This is a genomic window from Actinosynnema pretiosum (genome assembly GCF_024171695.1).
GTDB lineage: Bacteria > Actinomycetota > Actinomycetes > Mycobacteriales > Pseudonocardiaceae > Actinosynnema > Actinosynnema pretiosum.
Window position 1 is genome coordinate 40,545 of the sequence record NZ_JAMTCF010000025.1, and the last position, 22,893, is coordinate 63,437.

Genomic DNA, 22,893 nt, shown 5'->3' on the forward strand with positions numbered 1-22,893 from the left:
CGGACCCCCACCACGCCCGGTCACAGCCCGTGCCGACGACCACCGGCGACGACCTCGGCCAGCCGTCGCTCCGCCTCGTGCGAGAACGGCTCCCGCAGCGCCGCCACGGCCGCCGCCGTCTCGTCGTTCACCAGCTCCCCGTTCAGCGCCGCCCCGGCCATCAGCCCGGCCGCCGCCGAGGTGATCACCTGCCCGGACAGGTCGGTGACGTTCCCGGCGATCCGCACCCCCGGCACCGCCGTCGCCCCGGCCGGACCGGACGGCACCGCCGAGCCGATCACGTGCCCGTCCCGCACCTCGTCCACCGGGTGCAGCCCGAGCGGCGCGAGGAAGTCGGCCCGCGCCACGAACCTCGGCGCCACCACGAGCGCGTCCAGCGCCACGTCCCGGTCACCCGCGAGCCGCACCCCGACGAGCCGGTCGTCCGCGCTCACGACCTCCTCGACGACCCCGTCGACGACCTCGACCCCGCGCGCCCGCAACTGCTCCTCGGCCAGCTCACCGAGCGCCGGCCCGGTGTGCCGCAGCAGCACCACCCGGTCGCTGAGCTGCCGGAACAGCAGGACCTGGTGCACCGCCATCGGCCCGGTCGCCAGCACCCCGATGCGCTGGTCGCGCACCTCCCAGCCGTGGCAGAACGGGCAGTGCAGCACGTCCCGCCCCCACCGCTCGCGCAGCCCCGGCACCTCGGGCAGCTCGTCGACGAGACCGGTGGCGACCAGCACCTTCCGCGCCCGCACCACCCCCGAGGACGCCCGCACCAGGAACCCGTCCCCGTCCCGCTCGACCGCGCTCACCCGCCCGGACACCACCTTGCCGCCGTACGAGACGACCTCGTCGCGACCGAGGGCGAGCAGCTCGCGCGGCGGGAGCCCGTCGCGGGAGAGGAAGTTGTGCATGTGCTCGGCGGGCGCGTTGCGCGGCGCCCCCGAGTCGATCACCAGGACGTCGCGGCGCGACCGCGCCAGCGCCACCGCCCCGCTCAGCCCGGCGGCCCCGCCACCGATGACCACGACGTCGTGCTCCTGCGTCCCACCCGTGTTCTCCATGCCGACGACTGTGCCTCCGGTCGTGCGTCATCGGCAAAGTTTTTTGCCGTATCAGCAACACGGCATCGGACGGGCCCCGCTCGGCGACCGCCCCCGTCGAACGCCCTCGACACCATCCGGGAAAACCCTGCCCGCACCCCGCGAACCCTCCGAAAAGGCTTTCCCGCAAACCCGCCGACTTCCTTGACCACCGAACCGGAATCGTGCTCGGATCGACCGGGAATGCATTTCCCGCACCGAGGAGAAACCCGTGCGAAACCGCCCGTCCCGCACGCTCGCCGCAGCGCTCGCGGCCATCCTGACCTGCGCCTTAGCCCCGTCAGCCGCAGCACGCCCCGCAGCGGGGGCAGCCGCTCTCCCACCCACCGCCGTCGCGCTCGGCGACAGCTTCGTCAGCGGTGAGGGCGCGGGCGACTACCTCCCCGTCACCGACCTGACCGGAACCCCCCAGGCCTTTCCCGGGTGGTCCGCGCCGAACAGCAACGCGTTCTTCTGCCACCGCTCCGCGAACGCCTCCCTGTTCCGCGCCGCCCTGCCCGGCATCACCCAGCGGGTGAACCTGGCCTGCTCCGGCGGCAGGCCCCAGGACGTCGCCGCGCCGTCCGCGTCCCGCCCGAACGGCCGCTCCGTCGCCTCCCAGCTCGACCAGCTGCGCGCCACCGCCCGCACCGGCGACGTCGACCTGGTGCTGATCGGCCTCGGCTCCAACAACAGCTCGTTCACCTTCGGCCAGGTCGCCGAGCTGTGCGCGAACCGGTTCATCGCGGACGCCTGGACCGGCTGGTGGGAGTTCTGGGCGGGCGACGTGCCGCAGCAGCCCTGCTACCCGTCGGACCTGGCCACCCCGGCCCAGCTGGCCGCCGCCACCGCCGAGACGGTCGCCGCCGTGCGGCAGGTGCTGGACGTGCTGGCCGAGGTCGACGCGGACGGCGCGCACCGGGTGGTGCTCCAGGACTACACAAACCCGCTGCCCACCGACCTCGCCGCCCGCTACCACTCCGAGGAGGACCGCGACGACACCAGGGACAAGTTCCGCGCGCTGGGCGCGGAGCGGTACGCGGCTGGCTGCCCGATCCACCGGGCGAGCCTGTCCCCCGGCCACGGGTTCTCGGCCGGTCTGGGCGCGCTGGTGCGCGACGTGCACGCCACCCTGTCCGCCGAGCGGCCGGGCGCGGACCTGGTGCTGCTGGACGTGCAGCGGGCGTTCGACGGGGCGCGGCTGTGCGAGACCGACGTGAGCCCGGCGGGGGCGCTGGCCACGCCGATCCGGTTGCAGGACGGGCCGAGCGGGGTGCCGGTGACCGACCTGGCGGGCAAGGACAAGATCGCCATCCAGCGCATCGCCCGCACCTGCGTGGACCACTTCCAGACGTGCCAGGAGTCTTGGCACCCGTCGGTCGCCGGGCACGGGGTGCTGGGCGAGTGCCTGGCGGGCGCGGCGGCGACCGCGAGCCGGGAGGTGCGCTGCACGAGGTCACCCGCAGGGGTGGTCACGGTCGGCTGAACGGCCGTTTCCGCTCGTCCGGGCCGGGTACGCGGCGGGGGTCGGACTCCGTGACGGGGGTCGGACTTCACGACGGGCGAGGAGGTCGGGCCATGCCGGAAGAGGACGGTCGCCGCTCGGGTGGCGCGCGGGCCGGCGCGGGCACGAGTCGGGCGCGGCGGGACGAGCGGGCGGGGGTCGTGCCACCGCAGGACGTGGACGTCCCCCGCCAGCACCGGGAGGAGCCGGAGGCTGCGCAGTCGGCGCAGGCGGCGGCCGACGCGACCGGGACCGGGACGATCGGGGCCGACCCGACCGGCACGGGCCCGGCGCAGGTGGGGACCGGGTTCGCCGGGGCAGGCCCGGCGCAGGCCGGAGCCGCGCCTGCCGGGGCCGGGTGGATCGCAGACCCTGCGGTGGACAACCCCACCATCACCGGGGCCGCGCGCGCCGACGCTCCGGGACCTGCTCAGGCAGCCGCTCCGGGGGAGACCGCCGCGCGGGCGGGCGCCGGGAGCGCAATCGGTTCCGGCAGCACCGCCACTCCGGGGAGCGCCACCGGTTCCAGCGCGACCACCGGTTCCAGTGCCGCCTCCGGCGCCGCCCCGGTGCACCCCGACACCCTGCGCGCGCGGGCCGCGAAGGCGAGGGCCAAGGCCCAGGTCGGCCCCGGCAAGCGCCCCGGCCTGGGCGCCCGAACCCCCGGCCAGGCCGTCGCGCTGGGGGTGGGCGCGGTGTTCCTGCTGGTCGGCGTGCTGGGCTTCATCCCCGGCATCACCACGAACTACTCGGACCTGGCCTTCGCGGGCACCCACTCGACCGCGATGCTGCTCGGCGTCTTCCAGGTGTCGGTGCTGCACAACGCGGTGCACCTGCTGTTCGGCGCGATCGGTGTCGCGGCGGCGGCGAACCGGGGCGCGTCCAGGGCCTACCTGGTCGTGGGCGGCGGCGTGTACCTGGTGCTGTGGCTGTTCGGCTCGGCCGTGCACGAGGCCAGCGCGGCGAACTTCGTGCCGTTCAACGCCGCCGACAACCTGCTGCACCTGGCGCTCGGCCTGGCCATGGTGCTGCTCGGGGTGGCGACGACCGCGATCGAGCGGGCCAGGGGCGTCTACCCCGGCCCCGAGCAGTTCGGCGAGGGCCAGGCGGGCGAGCAGCCGCACCGGTGACCTCGGGGGAAACGCGTTCCCGGTCCGGTGATTGGCCGCAGGGGTTGCCGGGTATCACGCTGGTGCCGCGTGCGCGCGTTCGATCGCGGTGAGGATCACCCCTGGTGGTTCGCCCGGAGCGGCGCGGGGCCGTTGAAGAACACAGCGCCCGCGCCGCTCCGGTTCCCCACCGGGTGTCCCTCGGCAGGGGGAAGCCCGATCACGCCACGTCGACCGGCCAGCCGCCCACCATCGGGCAGTGCGAGACGGCCAGGTCGACCAGGTCCTTCCGGGCCGCCTCGTCCGAGACCCCCGGCAGCTCGACCTTGAACCGCACCTCGAAGTCCTGCCGCTCGGCGCCGTCGTGCCGCAGCCCGACGGCCGCGCTCACCGAGCTGCCGGTGGTGCTGTGCCCGCCGCTCGCGGCCATCCGCACGACGGTCTGGTGCAGGCAGGAGGCGAGGGCCGCGGCGTAGAGGTCCTCGGGCGCCCACCCGCCGCCCCGGCCGCCAAGGTGCGCGGGCAGGCCGATGGGCAGCTCGCCCGCCTCGGCGCCGTCGACCACCACCCCGGCCTCGGCTGCGGTGGCGATCGAGGTGTGCAGTTCGGCGGCGGTCATGCCTGCGCTGGTCATGCGTCGCTCCCTCCGTGTGGTGCGCGCGGGTTACCCCGTCCAGCGATGATCGCAACCGTGCGTCATGCCACCCGTGTGCGAGTTGCACCAACCGGACGGTCGGTTACGGTGAGGTTGCGGACGGTTCAGCCCAGCAGCCGTTTTCCCGGTTGGGTGAGCGCTGCCCTCTCCGTAGTGGCACCTCTGCGCCCAGCCGTGCTCGCCAGCCGACCGGCAACCGAGAGGTGCACCCGTGAAGATCGCCCTGGTCTCCGAATCAGCCAACCCACTGCACGCCGGGACCGGTGGCGCGCTGCGGGTGCACGTGGCGGAACTGGCCGCCGCCCTCGCCTCGGCGGGCCACGAGGTCGTGGTGCACACCTCGGGCGAGGCCGGTCGGGAGGCGACCCGCGCGCGCGGCTACGAGGTGGTGGAGCTGTCGGCGGTGTCCCGCAGGGCGGCCGACCCGTCCGCGCACCTCGGCGACTTCGCCCGCGCGCTGGCCCGCCGCTGGCAGGACGACGCCCCCGACGTCGTGCACGCCCACCACTGGACCTCCGGCCTCGCCGCGCTCCTGGGCGCCCGCCGGACCGGGACGCCCGTGGTGCAGAGCTTCCACACCCTGGCCGATCCCGGAACCGATCAGCAGCGGGCGAACACCGAGCGCCTGGTGGGCCGGGAGGCCTCGGCGGTGATCGCGTCGAGCTCGGCGGAGCTGACCGCGCTGGTCCGGCTGGGCGTGCCGAGGCAGCGGATCTCCGTGGTGCCGTTCGGGGTGGACCGCGCCCGGTTCGCCCCGGAGGGCCCGGTCGCGCCGCGCAGGGCGCCGCAGCGGCTGGTTTCGGTGAACGACCTGGCCCCCGAGCGCGGGGTCGACGACCTGATGTGGGCGCTGCGGGCGCTGCCCGAGGCGGAGCTGGTGGTGCTGGGCGGTGACGCGCTCGGCGTGGACCGGGCGCGGGCGCGGGCCGCCGAGCTGGGCGTGGCCGGACGCTTGCGGCTGCCCGGCCGGGTGCGGCGCGAGGAGGTGCCCGCGCTGCTGCGCTCCGCCGACGCGGTGGTGCAGGTGCCGTGGGCGGAGGACTTCGGGCTGGTGGCGCTGGAGGCCATGGCCTGCGGCGTCCCGGTCGTGGCGACGGCGGTGGGCGGCCTGGCGGACACCGTGGTGGACGGGGTGACCGGCGTGCTGGTGCCGCCGCGCGACCGGAAGGCGCTGACCGGGGTGCTGCGGTCGCTGCTGGTGGACGACGCGCGCCGGGACGCCTACGGCATCGCGGGCGCGGACCGGGTGCGGGTGCGCTACGCGTGGGAGCGGGTGGCGCACGAGGTCGCCCAGGTGTGCGCGCAGGCGGCGGGCGTCGAGCTGGGAGTGGGGCCGGAGATCGTCGCCGAGGCGACCTGACGGGCTTCTCGCGCCCCCGCCGCCACGGGCGCGGCGGCGGGGGCGCCGGGTCCTCCGTGGACGGACCGCAGGTGCCCTGACCTGCGGGGAACCGGAACTGTCAGACCCCCGTCGTACCGTTCGCCGCAATTCGGACGGACCGCTTCGGGAGGACCGCAGTGCGCACCACGGGGGTCGGGGACGGGGATTTCCGGATCCCCGCGAGCAAGCGCGCTCACGTGCACGTGAGGCGCGGTGGGCACGTGCGCCCGGACGCGGCGGTCGATCCGGGCGCGGCTGCGAGCAGGCCCGACGTGCGCGAGGAGCTGTCCAGCGGCGCGCGCTGGGCGCTCGTCAGGTCCGACGCCGTCACCGGCCCGGCAGGCGATCCCGAGCTGGCCGCCGCGGCGAACGCCCACCTGGACGGCTCCCCCACCCCGCTGGGCGCGGCGGCCGTGCTGCGGCTGCTGCTGCACCAGGCGCACCCGCGCGTGCCCGCGATCGTGGACGCCTGGGTCGACGCGCACGGCCTGCTGTTCGCCGCGCGGGCGGTGGCCGAGCTGGCCAGGGTGGACGTGGTGCTGCACCGGCCCGCCGACGGCGCCAAGCCCCGCTGGACCCTGCGCCACCGCTCCTCCGACGTGCGCGACGTCTCCTCCCCCGAGCTGGAGCTGCTGCGGAGGACGCGCGCCCTGCTCGCGGCGTGCCCGGAGGAGGAGCACGCCGAGGTGGTGGCCGCGCTGGCGAGCTCGCGCGACACCCCGCAGGGCAGGCTGGTGGTCGGCTACCTGGCGCCCGGTGAGCGGGCGTGGGTGGACGAGGTCGTCGTCGAGACCCTCGGCGGTCCCGCGCACTCCTCGGACAGCGCCCTGGTGCTGACCTCGGTGAGCACCCCCGACCAGCTCGTCCGCCTGATGCACCTGGGCTGGGTGATGTGGTACCTGCCCTCCCCCGAGGTGCTGTGGACCGCGCTGGACGCGATGGGCCACGACGTGCTGCCCGCGCTGGCGCGACTGCTCGACGTCGAGCACCTGTCCGCGCAGGCGCACGGCCACGTGCTGGAGGTGCTGGCGGAGCTGCCCGGCGACGAGGCGTACGCGCTGCTGCTCCCCCGGCTCAAGCAGCGGCCGGTCCGCCTCGCCGCGCACTCGATGGCCGGGCGCGACCCGGAGCGGGCGCTGCGGCTGCTGGTCGCCGAGGCGGCGGGCAAGCAGGCGACCTCGGACGCGGCGAAGGTGCTGCGCGCGGTCGCGGTCAAGTTCACCGACCTGGACGTGAGCGCCCTCCCCGAGGCGACCAGGACCGCGCTGGAGCGGGAGCGGGCCGCGCACCGGGCCGTGCCCGCGTCCACCGAGGGCGTGCCGCCGGTGCTGGCCTCGCCGCCGTGGGCGCGGGAGCGCAGGAAGGCCGCGAAGCCGAAGGTCGTGAAGGGCCTGGAACCGCTGGCCCGGCCGGGGCTGGTGTGGGAGCCGGGGGAGTTCGAGGCCTGGCGGTCCGAGCACTACCGGCCGCGCCGCTTCCCGGACTGGGAGGCCACGGTGCGGGCCTACGTGGCCGGTCACCTGCGCTCGTCCTACGACCACCCGGCGATGTTCGTGCACGCCGCCGAGCGGCTGGTCCGCCCGCTGCTGGCGGACTGGAAGCCGGACCCGTGGGCGGCCGAGCGGTGGGGCAGGCCGCTGATCGCCAGGTTCGGGCTGGACGTGCTGCCGCAGGTCGTGGCGCTGGCCAAGGCCCGGCCGGGCACGCTGGCCGAGCTGGTGCTGCCGTACGCGGCGCCCGAGGTGGCGGCGCTGGTCGCGGACTGGCTGGTGCGGCTGAAGTCGGCGCGGCCGGTGGCGCGGCGCTGGCTGGAGCGGCACGGGGTGGACGCGGCCCGGTTCCTGGTCCCGGTCGCGGTCGGGCCCGCCGGGGTCAAGCGGCGGGCGGCGGAGAACGCGCTGCGGCAGATCCCCGAGCACGCGCTGACCGCCGCGCGCGAGCACGGCGGTCAGGTGGCCGGGATCGTGGCCGAGGCGCTGGCGCTGGACCCGCTGGACGTGCTGCCGGTCAAGATCCCCACCACCCCCTCGTGGCTGGACCCTGACCTGCTGCCGCAGGTGCTGCTGCGCGGTGGCGCGGCGGCGCTGCCGGAGGAGGCGGCGCGGAACCTGCTGGTGGCGCTGGCGATCTCCGCGCCGGACGAGCCGTACGCGGGGCTGGAGCAGGTGCGGCGGGCGTGCGACCCGGCGTCGCTGGCCCGGTTCGCCTGGGCGGTGTTCGACCAGTGGCGGCTCGCGGGCACGCCGTCGAAGGACGGGTGGGCGCTGACCGCGCTGGGGCTGGTCGGCGACGACGAGGTGGTGCGCGCGCTGAGCCCGCAGCTCAGGTCGTGGCCCGCCGAGGGCGGGCACGCCAGGGCGGTGGTCGGGCTGGACGTGCTGGCGCGGATCGGCAGCGGCGTGGCGCTGGTGCACCTGGACGACGTGGCGCGGCGGGTGAAGCACAAGGGCGTGCGGAACAAGGCGCAGGAGCGGCTGGCCGAGGTCGCGACCTCGCTGGGGCTCACCGCGGACCAGCTGTCCGACCGGCTGGTGCCGGACTTCGACCTGTCCCCGGACGGCACGCTGGTGCTGGACTACGGGCCGAGGCGGTTCACGGTCGGGTTCGACGAGCAGCTCAAGCCGCACGTGGTGGGCGGGGACGGCAAGCGGCTGAAGTCGCTGCCCAAGCCGGGGGCGCGCGACGACGCGGAGCTGGCCCCGGCGGCGCACCAGCGGTTCGCGGCGCTGAAGAAGGACGTGCGCACGGCGGCGACCGCGCAGATCGCCCGGTTGGAGAAGGCGATGCTGGCGGGTCGGTCGTGGAGCGCGGAGGAGTTCACGACCCTGTTCGCCGGTCACCCGCTGGTGTGGCACCTGGCGCGCAGGCTGGTCTGGATCACCGAGGCGGGACTGGCCTTCCGCCTGGCCGAGGACCGCACCCTCGGCGATGTGGACGAGAACCCGGTCGAGCTGGGCGCCGACGAGCGGGTCGCGCTGGCCCACCCGATGCGGTTGGGCGACGACCTGGAGGCGTGGGCGGAGCTGCTGGCCGACTACGAGGTGCTGCAACCGTTCCCGCAGCTGGGCAGGCCCGTGCACCGGCTCACCGCCGAGGAGGCGCGGGCGTTCCGGCTGAGCAGGTTCGAGGGGCTCGCGGTGCCGTACGGGAAGGTGTTCGGGCTGCTGAACAAGGGCTGGGACCAGGACGCGTCGGACGGCGGCGTGGTCGACTGGGTGCAGCGACCGCTGCCGGACGGGCGCGCGGTCGTGGTCGGCCTGGACCCCGGTGTCCCGCGCGGCTACGACTACTCCGAGCTGGACCAGAAGACCACCGAGGTGTGGATCACCGACCACGAGCCGGGGTCGTGGCGGGCCCAGTCGCACCGGTTCGGGACGGTCGACCCGGTGGCGATGTCCGAGGTGCTGGGGGATCTGGTCGGTTTGACCCGCTGAGCTGTCGGACCCCTGACGTACGGTTCGCTCCACTCGGGACGGACGACTTCAGGGGGCGGCAGTGCACGACGGCGGCGGGGACTTCGCGCTCCCCTCTCAGGCTCGGGTCCACGTGCACCCGAGGCGGGGCGGTCGGACCGCGGTGGACGCCGCTCCGCTGCGGGGCGCGGCTGCCGACCGGGCGGACGTCCGCGCGGAGCTGTCGGAGGGCTCGCGCGCGGCGCTCACCGGCGTCGGGACCGACGACGGCGCGGCCCGCAGGCCGGTCGGGAGCCTGCCGCACCTGGTCAGGGCAGCCGAGGAGCACCTGGACGGCTCGCCGACGCCGCTGGGCGCGGCGGCCGTGCTGCGGCTGCTGGCGAACCAGGAGCACCCTCGCGTGCTGCGGCTCGCGGACGCCTGGGTGGAGGCGCACGGACTGGTGTTCGCCGCGCGGGCGATCGCCGAGCTGGCGCGGGTGGAGGCGGTGCACTGCTCGCGCCCGGCGGGCGGCCACGGCTGGCACCTGCGCGAGCTCCGGCCGGACTCGCGCCCGATCCGCTGGCAGGAGCGGGACCTGGCGCTGCGGGTGCGCTCGCTGCTGGCCGCGTGCGGCGACGCCGAGCACGCGGAGGTGGTCGCCGCGCTGGCCGGGGCGCGGGACACCCCGCAGGGCAGGCTGCTGGTCGGCTACCTCCTGCCCACCGAGCGGGCGTGGGTCGAGGAGGTGGTGGCCGAGGTCGTGCGGGAGGGCGGGTCCGCCGCGAACGCCCCGCTGCTGACCTCGATCGGCGCCGCCGACCAGCTCACCCGCCTGCTGGGCCTGGACTGGGTGCTCGGGGAGCTGTCGGCCCCGGACGTCCTGTGGACCGCGCTGGACGCGCTGGGCCACGACCTGCTGCCCGCGCTCGACCGGCTGCTCGGGACGCCGGAGCTGCCCGCGAAGACCCGCGACCTGGTCGCGGCGGTCCTGGCGGCGCTGCCGGGGGACGAGGCCTTCGCGGTCCTGCTCCCCCGCCTCGGCGAGCGCGAGGTCCGCCCCGTGGTCCGCGCGCTGGCCGGGAGCGACCCGGAGCGGGCGGTGCGCCTGCTGGCCGCCGAGGCCGAGGACGGGCACGCGCTGTCGGACGCGGCGCTGGTGCTGCGCTCCCTCGCGGTCGAGTCGGCCGACCTGGACGCGGCCGGGCCCGCCGGGGCCGTGCTGGCGCGGGAGCGCGCCGCGCACCGGGCCGCGCCCGCGTCCGCCGACGGCCTGCCGCCCGTGCTGGCCGCGCCGCCGTGGGCGCAGGAGCGCCGGAGGGCCGCCGAGCCGGTCGTCGTGGCGGGGCTGGAAGCGCCTGCGGAGCCGCGCCTGGTCTGGGAGCCGGGTGAGCGGGAGGCCTGGCTGGCGAAGCAGCCCCGCACGGGCTCGGACCCGGCCGACTGGGCGGAGCTGGCGCGGGCCTGCGCGTCCGGTCAGCCGACCAACCACGGCTCGGCGCTGTTCGCGCGGGGTCCCGAGGAGCTGGCCCGACCGCTGCTGGCGCACTGGCGGCCGGAGCCGTGGGCGGCCGAGGAGTGGGGCAGGCCGGTGGTCGCCCGGTTCGGCCTGGCCGTGCTGCCGCAGGCCCTGGAGCTGGGCCGGGTCCGGCCGACCTCGCTGGGCAGGCTGCTCGCGCCGTTCGCGACGCCCGAGGTCGCGGCGGTGATGGTCGACTGGCTGGTGCGGTACAGGCACGCGCGGCCGATCGCCCGCGGCTGGCTGGAGCGGCACGGGGTGGACGCGGCCCGGTTGCTGGTGCCGGTCGCGGTCGGACCGGCCGGGGTCGAGCGGCGGGCGGCGGAGCACGCGCTGCGGCAGATCCCCGAGCACGCCGTGACCGCCGCGCGCGAGCACGGCGAGCGGGTGGCAGCGATCGTGGCCGCGTCACTGGCGCTGGACCCGGTGGACGTGCTGCCGGTCCGGGTTCCCGCCATCCCGTCGTGGCTGGACGTGGACCTGCTGCCGCAGGTGCTGCGGGTCGGCGGGACGGCGCTGCCGGACGAGGCGGTGCGGCACCTGCTGGTGGTGCTGGCGCTGTCCACCCCGGAGGACCCGCACGCCGGGCTGGAGCAGGCGCGGGAGGCGTGCGACCCGGCGTCGCTGGCCCGGTTCGCCTGGGTGGTGTTCGACCGGTGGCGGATGGCCGGGGCGCCGCCCGAGGAGCGCTGGGCGCTGACCGGCCTCGGCCTGGTCGGCGACGACCAGGTGGTGCGCGCGCTGAGCCCGCTGATCCCGGTGTGGCCGATCGGGTGCGCCAAGGCCGACGTCGGGCTGGCGGTGCTGGCGCGGATCGGCACGGACCTGGCACTGGCCTTCCTGGACGACGCCTCGCGGCGGCTGAGGCACAAGTGGTTGCGGGAGCGGGCGCAGCGGGAGCTGGACGCGATCGCGACCGCGCGGGGGCTCGGCGCCGAGGAGCTGTCCGACCGGCTGGTGCCGGACTTCGGGCTCTCCCCGGACGGCGCGCTGGTGCTGGACTTCGGGCCGAGGCGGTTCGTGGTCGGGTTCGACGAGCAGCTCAGGCCGCACGTGACCGGGCCGGACGGCAAGCGGCTCAAGTCGCTGCCCAAGCCGGGGGCGCGCGACGACGCGGCGCTGGCCGCGCGGGCGCACGAGCGGTTCGCGGCGCTGAGGAAGGCCCTGCGCGCCTGCGCCGCCGAGCAGATCACCCGGCTGGAGCGGGCGATGGTGGAGGGCCGGACGTGGGGCGCGGAGGAGTTCGCCCGCCTGTTCACCGGCCACCCGCTGCTGTGGCTCCTGGCGCACCGGCTGGTGTGGGTCACCGAGGCGGGCGTGGCGTTCCGGCTGGCCGAGGACCGCACGCTGGGCGACCTGCGCGAGCACCGGGTCGAGCTGGGCCCGGACGAGCGGGTGGCGATCGCCCACCCGCTGCGGCTGGGCGACGACCTGGAGGCGTGGGCGGAGCTGCTGGCCGACTACGAGGTGCTGCAACCGTTCCCGCAGCTGGGCAGACCCGTGCACCGGCTCACCGCCGAGGAGGCCGGTTCGGACGAGCTGGCCCGGTTCCGGGACTTCCCGGTGCTGAACGGGAAGGTGGTCGCGCTGCTCGACCGGGGGCCCTGGAGGCAGGCGGGCGGGCTGGGCGGTCCGATCGGGCGGGTGCGGCGGGCGCTGCCGGACGGGCGCGAGGTGGTGGTCGGGCTGGACCCGGCCCTGCCGCGCGGGCGCGTCCCGGTGGGGACCGGGCAGCGGATCACCGGGGTGCGGATCGGCGAGCGGGGCCCGTTCGGGACGGCCGACGCGGTGGTGGTGTCCGAGGTGGTGGCGGACCTGCTGGGACTGGCCCCCTGAGCGACCGGACCGCTCGTCCGATGTGGACCGCCGTCGCGACCGGTCCGGGAACCGGAATTGTCAGACCGCCGTCGTACGGTTCTCCGTGATTCGGTCGGAGGACTTCGGAAGGACGGCAGTGGGGACTGCGGGGGGCGTGATCGGGGAGTTCCGGCTCCCCTCGGGCGTGCGGAGCGAGGCGCGCCCGAGGCGGGGCGGTCGGACGCGGCCCGAGGACGTGGTGGTGGCGGGCGCGGCGGCGGGCCGGGTGGACCGGCGCGAGGAGCTGTCCGCCCAGGCGCTCGGCGCGCTGCTCATCGCGGAGACCGGGGGCGGCTCCTGGACGACCAGGGTGAGCGGGAGCGTGCCCGAGCTGGTCGACGCCGCGAACGCGCACCTGGACGGCGACCCGAACCCGCTGGGCGCGGCGGCCGTCGCCCGCCTGCTGCTGGACCAGGGGCACCCCGGCGCGGAGGGGCTGGTGGCGGCCTGGGTCGACGCGCACGGGCTGGTGTTCGCCGCGGCGGCGGTGGTGGAGCTGTCCCGGATCACGGTGTTCGGCCACCCGGACGAGGACGGCGTGCCCCGCAGGCGGCTGCGCCGGGACGTGCCGGGCGGTGGGCGGCCGTCCGAGGTGGTGGGCGGGCTCCTGGTGCGGTCGCTGCTGGCGGTGTGCCCGGACGAGGAGCACGCCGAGGTGGTCGCCGCGCTGGCCGGTCTTCGGGTCACCCCCGAGACCAGGCTGGTGGTCGGCTACCTCGTGCCGGGCGAGGCGGACTGGCTGGAGGAGGTCGTCACCGAGGTCCTGGGCGGTTCCCGGAACTCAGCGAACGGCTGGGCGGTGCTGCTGTCGGTCGCGACGGCCGACCAGCTCCGGCGGTTGCTGCGCCTGGACTGGGTGCTCTGGCACGTGACCACGCCCGTGGTGCTGCACACCGCGCTGGACGTCATGGGCCACGACCTGCTGCCCGTGCTGGAGCGGCTGCTGGACCTGCCGGTGCGGGGGCACCGGGACGTGCTCGACGTGATCGCGTCGATGCCGGGTGACGAGCCGTTCCAGTTCCTGCTGCCCAGGGTCAAGCAGCGGCACGCGCGGGCCGTCCTGCTGGAGATGTCCCTGCGCGACCCGGAGCGGGCGCTGCGGCTGCTGCACGCCGAGGCCGAGGGCAGGCCGTCGACCAGCGAGGCCGCGCGGCTGCTGCGCGCGCTGGTGGTGAAGTTCCGCGAGGTGGACCTGGCCGGGGTGCCGGAGCGGGTGCTGGTGGCGCTGGAGCGCGTCCGGGCCGCGCACCGCAGCGCGCCCGAGGCCGGGGTGGACGAGCTGCCACCGGTGCTGGTGTCGCCGCCGTGGCTTCGTCGGGGGCGGGCCGCCAAGCCGGAGGTCGTGCCGGGGCTGGAGCCTGTGGCCGAGAACGCGCTGGTGTGGGAGCCGGGTGAGCGCGAGACCTGGTCGGCGGTGGGGTTCGGGATTCGGACCCCGGCCGAGTGGGCGGCCCTGGTGCGGGACTACCGGGCGGGCGAGCTGCGCTGGAGGCACGAGGAGCCGCCGCTGTTCGTGGGCGGCCCCGAGGACGAGGTCCGCCCGCTGCTGGCGGACTGGACGCCGGACCCGAGGGGCGCGGAGCGGTGGGGCAGGCCGCTGGTCGCCCGGTACGGGCTGGACGCGCTGCCGCAGGCGCTGGCGCTGGCCAGGGCGCGGCCCGCGACTCTCGCCGAGCTGGTGCTGCCGTGCGCGACGCCCGAGGTGGCCGAGCTGGTCGCGGACTGGCTGGTGCGGGTGCGGACCGTCCGCCCGGTCGCGCGGCACTGGCTGGAGCGGCACGGGGTCGTCGCGGCCCGGCTGCTGGTGCCGGTCGCGGTCGGGCCCGCCGGGGCGAGGCGGCGGGCGGCGGAGAACGCGCTCCGCCAGATCCCCGAGCACGCGCTGACCGCCGCGCGCGAGCACGGCGAGCGGGTGGCCACGATCGTGGCCGCGTCGCTGGCGGTGGACCCGCTGGACGTGCTGCCCGCGAAGGTCCCCGCGCTCCCGGACTGGGTGGACGAGGACGCGCTGCCGCAGCTGCTGCTGCGCGGCGGGGAGCGGGCGCTGCCGACGCAGGCGGTGCGGAACGTGCTGGTGGTGCTGGCGCTGTCCACGCCGGACGAGCCGTACGCGGGGCTGGAGCAGGTGCGGCAGGTGTGCGACCCGACGTCGCTGGCCCGGTTCGCGCAGGAGGTGTTCGAGCTGTGGCGGTTGTCGGGGATGCCCGCCAAGGAGGGCTGGGCGCTCACCGGGCTCGGCCTGGTCGGTGACGACGAGGTGGTGCGCGAGCTGAGCCCGCTGATCCGGATGTGGCCGTCCGATGGCGGGCACGCGCGGGCGGCGACCGCGCTGGACGTGCTGGCGCGGCTCGGCACGGACGTGGCGCTGCTGCACCTGGACTCCTTGGTCAGGCGGGTCAAGCACAAGGGCGTGCGGGCCAGGGCGCAGGCCAGGCTGGACGAGGTGGCGACCGGGCGGGGTTTGACGTCGGAGCAGCTGTCGGACCGGCTGGTGCCGGACTTCGACCTGTCCCCGGACGGCACGCTGGTGCTGGACTACGGGCCGAGGCGGTTCACGGTCGGGTTCGACGAGCAGCTCACCCCGTACGTGGTCGACGGGGACGGCAAGCGGCTCAAGGCGCTGCCCAAGCCCGGCGCGCGCGACAACCGGGTGCTCGCGCCCGAGGCGCACGCGCGGTTCGCGGCGCTGAAGAAGGACGTGCGCACGGCGGCCACCGGGCAGATCGCCCGCCTGGAGAAGGCGATGGTGACGGGCCGGACGTGGAGCGCGGAGGAGTTCACCACGCTGTTCGCCGGTCACCCGCTGGTGTGGCACCTGGCCCGCAGGCTGGTCTGGATCACCGAGTCGGGCGTGGCGTTCCGCCTGGCCGAGGACCGCACCCTCAGCGACCTGGACGAGAACCCGGTCGAGCTGGGCGCCGACGAGCGGGTGCTGCTCGCCCACCCGGTGCGGCTGGGCGCGGACCTCGCGGCCTGGACGGCGCTGCTCGCGGACTACGAGGTGCTGCAACCGTTCCGCCAGCTCAGCAGACCCGTGCACCGGCTGACCGAGGAGGAGGCCGGGGCGACCGCGCTGGTCCGGTTCCAGGACCGGCTGGGGCAGTCCGGGCTGTTCCACGGCCTGCTCCGGTCGGGGTGGGAGCAGGACAGCCGGGGCAACGGCGGGGTGGTCGACCGGGTGCGGCGTCCGCTGCCGGACGGGCGCGCGGTCGTGCTCGAGTTCGACCCCGGTCTGGATCGCGACCCCGCCACCACGCAGGACGAGCAGCGGATCACCGGGGTGTGGATCACCGACGGCTCCCCGGAGTCGGAGCGCGAGCACGTCCACCGGTTCGGGACCGCCGACCCGGTGGCGGTGTCCGAGGTGCTGGGCGACCTCGCCCGGCTAGTCCGCTGACCTGCTGATCCGCTGACCCGTTCGAACCCGCCTGACCAGGTACTTTCCCCAAGCGCAGCACCCGTCCCACCGCAGGCCCCGCACGAAGACCACCCGTCCGCACCGAGGAGACCGAGGGTTCCGCCGTGTCCGACACCGACTTCCCCGACGACCTGCAGCGCCCCCCTGCCGAGGTGCGCTTCGCCGACGAGCTGGCCAGGCTGCGCGAGTCCGACCGGGCGCACCGGCCACCGGGCTGGGCGCTGAGCCTGGACGCCGCCCGCCGGTTCGTGGTGGGCGACGACAGGCTCGGGGTGAGCCGCAAGTTCGTCGGCGACCCGTCGCTGGTCGACCGCTCCCTCGTCACCCTGGCCACCAGCCGGGGCCTGATGCTGGTCGGCGAGCCGGGCACGGCCAAGTCGCTGCTGTCCGAGCTGATCGCGGCGGCGGTGTGCGGCGAGTCGACGCTGACCATCCAGGGCGGCGCGGCCACCACCGAGGACCAGATCAAGTACTCGTGGAACTACGCGCTGCTGGTCGCCGAGGGCCCGTCGCCGCGCTCGCTGGTGCCCGCGCCGATGCTGCGCGGCATGGCCGAGGGCAAGGTGGTGCGGTTCGAGGAGATCACCCGCTGTCCGCTCGAGGTGCAGGACTGCATGTTGTCGCTGCTGTCCGAGCGGGTCGTGGCGGTGCCGGAGCTGATCGGGCGCGACAGCATGGTGTTCGCGAAGGCCGGGTTCAACGTGATCGCCACGGCGAACACCCGCGACCGGGGCGTGAACGAGATGAGCGCGGCGCTGAAGCGGCGGTTCAACTTCGAGACCGTGTTCCCGATCGCGGACCTGCGCACCGAGCTGGAGCTGGTCGAGCAGGAGTCGGCGAAGCTGCTGGAGCGGTCCGGGGTGGGCGTGCCGCCGCGCCGGGACGTGCTGGAGGTGCTGGTGCGCACGTTCCGCGACCTGCGCGAGGGCGGCAGCGGGCAGGCGGACCGGCTGAGCACGGTGATGAGCACGGCGGAGGCGGTGTCGGTGGCGCACGCGGTGGGCCTGCGCGGCTGGTACCTGCGCGGTGAGGCGGGCACGGCCGCCGACGTGGTCGAGTGCCTGGCGGGCACGGCGGCCAAGGACAGCCCGGACGACCTGGCCAAGCTGCGCCGCTACCTGGAGCAGCAGGCCGGTCGCCGCAAGGGCGAGCAGTGGTCCGAGCTGCACCAGGCCCGACACCTGCTGCCCGGCTGATGGGCGCGGTCTACCTGGGCGTCCGGCACCACAGCCCGGCGTGCAGCGCGCTGGTCGACGAGGTGATCCGGCGGTTGCGGCCCGCGCACGTGCTGGTGGAGGGGCCCGCCGACGTCAACGGGCGGTTGGACGAGCTGCTGCTGGGCCACGAGCTGCCGATCGCGCTGTACAGCTACCGGCGCGACGAGCAGCGGGCGCACGCGTCGTGGAGCCCGTTCTGCGAGTACTCGCCGGAGTGGGTGGCGCTGAACGCGGGCCGGGAGGTGGGCGCGCAGGTGCGGTTCATCGACCTGCCCTCGTGGCACCCGGCGTTCTGGGACGTGCGGAACCGGTACGCGGACGCGGAGGCGGGGCACGCGGACGCGGTGGAGCTGCTGTGCGCGGAGTTCGCGGTGGACAACGTGGACGCGCTGTGGGACCACCTGTTCGAGATCCCGGACCGCGACGGCCTGGCGGAGCGCCTGGACGCGTACTTCGACCTGCTGCGAGGTGGGACCGAGGCGAGCGAGGGCAACCGGACGCGCGAGGAGCACATGGCGTCGTGGGTCCGCGCGGCGCTGGCGGACGCGGGCGACGAGCCGGTGGTCGTGGTGACGGGCGGCTTCCACACGCCCGCGCTGCGCGCCCTGGTGGAGGGCAGGCACATCCCGGACCACGTGGACCACGGGGCTCTGGTGCCACCTGCGGTGAAGGTGGGGGGTGGGCCACCTGCGGCGAAGGTGGGGGGTGCGCCGGAAGTGGCTCCCTTCGACGGGGGCAGTGCCGGGCAGGCGCAGGACGCCGGGCTGGGCGCGGGGGTCGCGCCGCTCCGGGCCGACGGCTCGAAGGGCGTGGCCGCGTTGACGGACGGCGATGGCGGCGGCACGCCGGGCGGGGGTTCGCCGGGCGACGGCTCGGCCAGTAATGGCCCGGCGGGCAGTAGCTCGGCCGGCGGCGGTCTGGTGGGTGGCGGCTCGGGCGTGAGTGCTGCGCGAGGCGGCGCGGTTCCCGAGAGCGCGGACGCGCCCGGCGGGGTAGGCCCCGTCCCCAGTTCCGCCACGGTGCCCGGTTCTGCCCCCGCGCCCGGCTCCGCCCCCACCCCCACCACCGACTTCGGCCCCCCGAAGATCGACATCGGTTCCCCGACCCCCACCGCTCCCCCATCCGGGTGGCCCGAGGTGCCGCAGCCCGCTCCCGGCTCGGTCGGCGCGAGCTATCTGGTCCCGTACTCCTTCCGCCGTCTGGACGCGTTCACCGGCTACGAGTCCGGAATGCCCTCCCCCGCCTACTACCAGCGCCTGTGGGAGTCCGGCAGGCGCGGGGCGGCCGAGGGGTTGCTCGAAGCGGTGGTCACGCGGTTGCGCCTGCGGAAGCAGGTGGTGTCCACCGCGGACCTCATCGCGGCGCGCACGCAGGCCGAGGGGCTCGCCGTGCTGCGCGGGCACCCGGTTCCGGCTCGGGTCGACGTGCTCGACGGGCTCACCTCCGCGCTCGTCTCCGAGGACCTCGCCCAGCCGCCGCCGTGGACGCGGCGCGGCGTGCTCCTGCCCGGCGCGCACCCGGCCGTGGTCGAGATGGTCGCCGCGCTCAGCGGGGACCGGGTCGGCAGGTTGCACCCGGACACGCCCGCGCCGCCGCTGGTGGCGAGCGTCGGCGAGGCGCTGGCCGCGCTCGGCCTCGACGGCGACCGGACCGTCGACCTCGTCCTGACCGACCCGCGCGGGCTGGAGCGGAGCAGGTTGCTGCACCGGTTGCGGGTGCTGGACGTCCCCGGCCTCGACCGGCTGTCCGGGCCGTCGGGCGGCGGGGACCCCGAGGTGCGGGAGAAGTGGCGACTGGCCGACGAGGACAACCGCGTGCCCGCGCTCATCGAGGCCGCCGCGCACGGTGCCACCCCGGCCGAGGCTGCGGGCGCGGTGCTGCGCGAGCGGGCTCGGGAGGCCGGGATCGGGGAGTTGTCCGCGCTGCTGTTCGACGCCGCCCTGTGCGGGGTGGGCGACCTGCCCGACGACGTGCTCGACACGCTCGTCGCCGGTGTCGCCCGCGCGGGCGACCTGGTCGAGCTGGGCGGTGTCCTGGCCGACGTGCTGGGCCTGTGGCGGCACGACCGGGTGTTCGGCTCCGCCCGCGACCCGCGCCTCGGCCTGGTGCTGGACGCCGGGGTGACGCGCGCGCTGTGGCTGGCCGAGGGCGTGCGGGGCGCGACGGCCCCGGCCGAGCCGCAGCGGCTCACCGCGCTCGCCGCCGTCCGCGACGCCGTGCTGCACGCGCCCGGCGCGCTCGCGCTGGACCGGGACGCGGCGGCGGGCGTCGGCCTGCGGATCAGCCGCGACCCCGGTTCGCCGCCCGACCTGCGCGGCGCCGGGTTCGGGCTGGCCTGGGCGCTGGGCGCGCGGGCCGACCCGGAGGGCGCGGTGCGCGGCACGTCGTCGGCCTCGGTCGTGGGCGACTGGCTGGCCGGGCTGTTCGCGCTCGCCCGCGAGGAGGTGCTGAGCGCGCCGGGCGTGGTCGCGGTGCTGGACGAGGTGGTCGAGGGCTTCACCGGCGACGACTTCCTGGAGGCGCTGCCCGCGCTGCGCCAGGCGTTCGCGTTCTTCCCGCCCGCCGAGCGGGAGCGCATCGCCGGGCTGCTGCTGGAGCACCGGGGCGTGGACGGGTCGGCGCGCGAGCTGGTGCGCTCGCGGGTGGACCCGGCGCTGCACGTGCGGGCCACCACCCTGGAGGCGTTCGTGGACGGGCTGCTGACGAGGGAGGGGTTGGCGTGAGCGACGAGATGGAGCGGTGGCGGCTGATCCTGGGCAGCCCCGCCGACCGGTGCGCGGGCGGGCTGGGCGGCGACGCGCTGAGCCGCGACGCCGCGCTGGCCTGGCTGTACGAGCGCGACGAGGGGCTGGACGGCCGGGACGTGCGGCGCGCGGGCAGCGGCGACTCGGTGCTGCGGGTGGTGGACTGGCTGGACGACGTGCACCGGCTGTTCCCGCGCCGCACGATCGAGCGGTTGGAGCGGGACGCGGTCGAGACGTACGGCATCACCGAGGTGGTCACCGACCCCGGCGTGCTGGAGCGGGTCGAGCCGAGCGTGGCGCTGCTGCGCGCGGTCATGCGCACCAAGCACCTGATGAACCCGGCGGTGCTCGCGATGGCGCGGCGCGTCGTGGAGGCGGTGGTGCGCGACCTGATGGCGCGGCTGGCCCGCGAGGTGCGCCGCTCGTTCACCGGGGCGCGCTCGCGCAGGCGGTCGAACTTCAAGCAGGCAAGGAACTTCGACTTCCGGGGCACGATCCGCGCGAACCTGGCGCACTACGAGCCGGAGACCCGGCGGATCTCGATCGAGGAGCCGAGGTTCACCTCCCGCACCCGCAAGCACCTGGACTCCTGGCAGCTGGTGCTGGTGGTCGACCAGTCCGGTTCGATGGCCGGTTCGGTGATCCACTCGGCGGTGACGGCGGCGTGCCTGTGGAACCTGCCGGGGCTCAAGACGCACCTGGTCGCGTTCGACACCCAGGTGGTGGACCTGACCAGCGACGTCACCGACCCGGTCGAGCTGCTGATGAAGGTGCAGCTGGGCGGTGGCACGGACATCGCGAAGGCGATGGCGTACGCGGCGGGGCTGGTGGAGAACCCGAGGCGGTCGATCGTCGTGCTGATCACCGACTTCTACGAGGGCGGGGACGAGCGGGCGCTCGTGCGGGTGGTGCGGGACCTGGCCGCGCAGGGCACGCAGGTGCTCGGGCTGGCGGCGCTGGACGAGGACGCGGCGCCCGCGTACGACCGGGACATGGCTCAGCGGCTGGCGAACGTCGGCGCGCACGTGGGCGCGATGACGCCGGGTGAGCTGGCGGAGTTCGTCGCGGAGAGGATGGGGTAGTGCGGCGTGCCGATCTGCTGGCGCTGACGTCCGACGCGCTGGTCGACCTGGCCAACCGGGGCCTGGTGAAGCGGGCGACCCGCGAGGTGGAGGCGGGGGCCGGGCCCGAGCTGGCCGTCGCGGACGACGGCGCCGTCACCGGGGTGTTCCCGGACGGGGTGACGACCGTGCTGCCGCCGGGCGCGGGGCTGGACGCGGCGCCGTGCTCGTGCGGGGCGCGCGGGGCGTGCAGGCACCGGATCGCGGTGGTGCTGGCGTACCAGCGGGAGCACGGTGGCGCGGAGGAGGAGGTGTTCGTCCCGTGGTCGCCGGGGTCGGTGGCGGACGCGGAGCTGGTGGCCGCGTTCGGCGAGCGGGCGGTGGCGGCGGCGCGGCGGGTGCTGCGCGGCGGGGTGCCGGTGGTGCTGCGCAGGGCGAGCGAGGCGGACCCGGTGGCGGCGGCCGAGCTGCCGTCGGCGACGGTGCGGTTCCTGGTGCCCGGCGAGCTGGGGTACGCGAGCACGGACGCGGCGGCGCTGCGGCGGGACCAGCTGGTGGCGCTGGCGGTGCTGGCGTTCCGGGAGGCGGACGAGCGCGGGTTCGCGGAGCCGGTGGTGCGGTTCGACGCGGGTGGCGCCACGTCCGGGGAGGCGCCGTCGGACGGCCCGTTGACCGAGGTCGTGGAGCTGACCGGTCAGCTGCTGCGCGAGGGGGCCGTGCACAGCGGGCCGGTGCTGGACGCGGCGCTGGAGCGGTCGCGGCGGGAGCTGACGGCGGCCGGGATGCACTGGCCCGCCGCCGCGGTCGGCGAGCTGGCCGAGCAGTTGGCGGCGTACCGGGCGCGCGGGGCGCGGCACCGGGTGGAGCGGGTCGCCGAGCTGGTGGCGGAGGTGCGCGCGCGGGCGCGGGCGACCGGGCCGCGCTCGACGGTGCTGGGCTTCGACGAGGCGGCCGAGACCCCGATGCGGCGGGTGCGGCTGACGTCGCTGGGCTGCCGGGTGACCGGCACCAGCGAGGACCGGACTGCGGAGGTGTTCTTCGCGGACGGCGACGGGGTCCTCGTGCTGCGGCACCGCTGGCAGCTCGGGGAGGACGAGCGGCCGACCGGGCACGACCTGGCCGGGCGGCGGCTGTCCGGCACGACGCTGGGCGCGCTGGCGGCGGCGAACGTGGTGTCGGAGTCGGCGGTGCGCAGCCCGAGCCGGGTGGTGCGGTTGACGGCGAGCCGGGTGGCGAAGACGTCGGTGACCCCGCTGGGCTCGGCCTGGACGGGGTTGCGCTCCCCGGTGCTGGTGCGCGACCTGGCGGCGGCCGGGGCGGAGCTGGCGGCGCTGGCGCCCCGCGTGGTGCGGGCCAGGGTCGAGGCCGAGCACGTGCGGGTGGTGGAGGTCGCGCGGGTGCTGACGGTCGGGTACGACCCCGGCGCGCAGCGGCTGGAGGCGGTGGTGGTGGACGCGGCCGGGACGCGGGCGCTGGTGCGCGCCACGTACAGCAGCACGACCCCGGCGGCGCTGGACGCGCTGGCGGAGGCGCTGGCGGCGGGCCCGACGCACGTGAGCGGGGCGCTGAGCCGGACCGGCGGACGGCTGGTGATCACGCCGTTCGCGGTGCTGACGCCGGGTGGGGCGGTGGTGCCCGACCTGGCCGGTGGTCGGGCGGGCGGGTTGGCGGGCGGGGTGGACCTGGAGCGGGACGTGCTGGCGGAGGCGCTGGAGTCGGCGCTGTCGCTGTGCGCGGAGGCGGCGCACCGGGGGCTGGAGCACCTGGCCGCGACCATGCCGGAGCGGTTGGCGGTGGCGGCTGCGGAGCTGCGGCGGGTGGGGTTGGTGAAGGCGGCGGAGCTCGTGTCGGCCTTCGCGGCTGCGCCCGGTGAGGAGAGCTGGCTGGGGGCTTACCTGAGGCTGTTGGTGACGGCGGAGTTCAGGTGAGCGGGGTTCAGGTGAGCGGAGTTCAGGTGAGCAGCGTTCCG

At 76.2% G+C, this 22,893-nt stretch carries 12 protein-coding genes; 10 read left to right on the forward strand and 2 right to left on the reverse strand.

From position 1 onward, the window contains the following. Window positions 1-20: 20 nt before the first annotated feature. Window positions 21-1,049, reverse strand: coding sequence for an NAD(P)/FAD-dependent oxidoreductase (locus LV78_RS35950; protein ID WP_253850571.1), 1,029 nt, complete (start codon window positions 1,047-1,049; stop codon window positions 21-23). A gap of 250 nt (window positions 1,050-1,299) precedes the next feature. On the opposite strand from LV78_RS35950, the gene LV78_RS35955 reads away from it, so the two are divergent. Beyond that, window positions 1,300-2,553 carry an SGNH/GDSL hydrolase family protein gene (locus LV78_RS35955; RefSeq protein ID WP_253850572.1) on the forward strand — a complete coding sequence of 418 codons (1,254 nt, stop codon included), beginning with the start codon at window positions 1,300-1,302 and terminating at the stop codon, window positions 2,551-2,553. 92 nt (window positions 2,554-2,645) lie between these two features. After that, the gene (locus LV78_RS42125) at window positions 2,646-3,701 is read left to right on the forward strand and encodes a DUF4383 domain-containing protein (RefSeq protein ID WP_372495023.1); all 1,056 of its coding nucleotides are present in this window, start codon (window positions 2,646-2,648) and stop codon (window positions 3,699-3,701) included. A 199-nt stretch (window positions 3,702-3,900) separates the two neighbouring features. Here the strand turns inward: LV78_RS42125 and LV78_RS35965 are convergent, their stop codons facing one another. Further along, on the reverse strand, window positions 3,901-4,314 hold the full coding sequence (locus tag LV78_RS35965) for an OsmC family protein (RefSeq protein WP_253850573.1): 414 nt from the start codon (window positions 4,312-4,314) through the stop codon (window positions 3,901-3,903). A gap of 232 nt (window positions 4,315-4,546) precedes the next feature. On the opposite strand from LV78_RS35965, the gene LV78_RS35970 reads away from it, so the two are divergent. The 8 genes from LV78_RS35970 (at window position 4,547) to LV78_RS36005 (ending at window position 22,852) form a co-directional block, all read left to right on the forward strand. Next, window positions 4,547-5,695: a glycosyltransferase gene (locus LV78_RS35970; RefSeq protein WP_253850574.1), complete on the forward strand. Its 1,149-nt coding sequence runs from the start codon at window positions 4,547-4,549 to the stop codon at window positions 5,693-5,695. A gap of 158 nt (window positions 5,696-5,853) precedes the next feature. Further along, the gene (locus tag LV78_RS41895) at window positions 5,854-9,150 is read left to right on the forward strand and encodes a DUF4132 domain-containing protein (RefSeq protein WP_253850575.1); all 3,297 of its coding nucleotides are present in this window, start codon (window positions 5,854-5,856) and stop codon (window positions 9,148-9,150) included. A 142-nt stretch (window positions 9,151-9,292) separates the two neighbouring features. Continuing rightward, entirely contained in the window at window positions 9,293-12,463 is a 3,171-nt protein-coding gene (locus tag LV78_RS35980) for a DUF4132 domain-containing protein (protein WP_253850576.1), read from the forward strand. Window positions 12,464-12,599: 136 nt separating this feature from the next. Then, window positions 12,600-15,881 (forward strand): DUF4132 domain-containing protein, encoded by a 3,282-nt coding sequence (locus LV78_RS41900; protein ID WP_253850577.1) that lies wholly within the window; start codon window positions 12,600-12,602, stop codon window positions 15,879-15,881. 125 nt (window positions 15,882-16,006) lie between these two features. Further along, entirely contained in the window at window positions 16,007-17,098 is a 1,092-nt protein-coding gene (locus LV78_RS35990) for an ATP-binding protein (protein WP_253850578.1), read from the forward strand. After that, window positions 17,098-19,842: a DUF5682 family protein gene (locus LV78_RS35995; protein ID WP_253850579.1), complete on the forward strand. Its 2,745-nt coding sequence runs from the start codon at window positions 17,098-17,100 to the stop codon at window positions 19,840-19,842. The genes LV78_RS35990 and LV78_RS35995 overlap by 1 nt, the downstream gene beginning before the upstream one ends. Next, window positions 19,839-20,945 carry a VWA domain-containing protein gene (locus LV78_RS36000; RefSeq protein WP_253850580.1) on the forward strand — a complete coding sequence of 369 codons (1,107 nt, stop codon included), beginning with the start codon at window positions 19,839-19,841 and terminating at the stop codon, window positions 20,943-20,945. Before LV78_RS35995 ends, LV78_RS36000 begins: the two co-directional genes overlap by 4 nt. Continuing rightward, a complete protein-coding gene (locus LV78_RS36005; protein ID WP_253850581.1) occupies window positions 20,945-22,852 on the forward strand; it encodes a YehQ family protein in 1,908 nt (635 codons plus the stop codon). Before LV78_RS36000 ends, LV78_RS36005 begins: the two co-directional genes overlap by 1 nt. Window positions 22,853-22,893 lie beyond the last annotated feature (41 nt).

Bases quoted from the DNA above. Each gene is read 5' to 3' on its own strand.
- LV78_RS35995 (WP_253850579.1), top strand. From the start codon at position 17,098: ATGGGCGCGGTCTACCTGGGCGTCCGGCACCACAGCCCGGCGTGCAGC.
- LV78_RS35950 (WP_253850571.1), bottom strand. From the start codon at position 1,049: ATGGAGAACACGGGTGGGACGCAGGAGCACGACGTCGTGGTCATCGGT.
- LV78_RS42125 (WP_372495023.1), top strand. From the start codon at position 2,646: ATGCCGGAAGAGGACGGTCGCCGCTCGGGTGGCGCGCGGGCCGGCGCG.
- LV78_RS35965 (WP_253850573.1), bottom strand. From the start codon at position 4,314: ATGACCAGCGCAGGCATGACCGCCGCCGAACTGCACACCTCGATCGCC.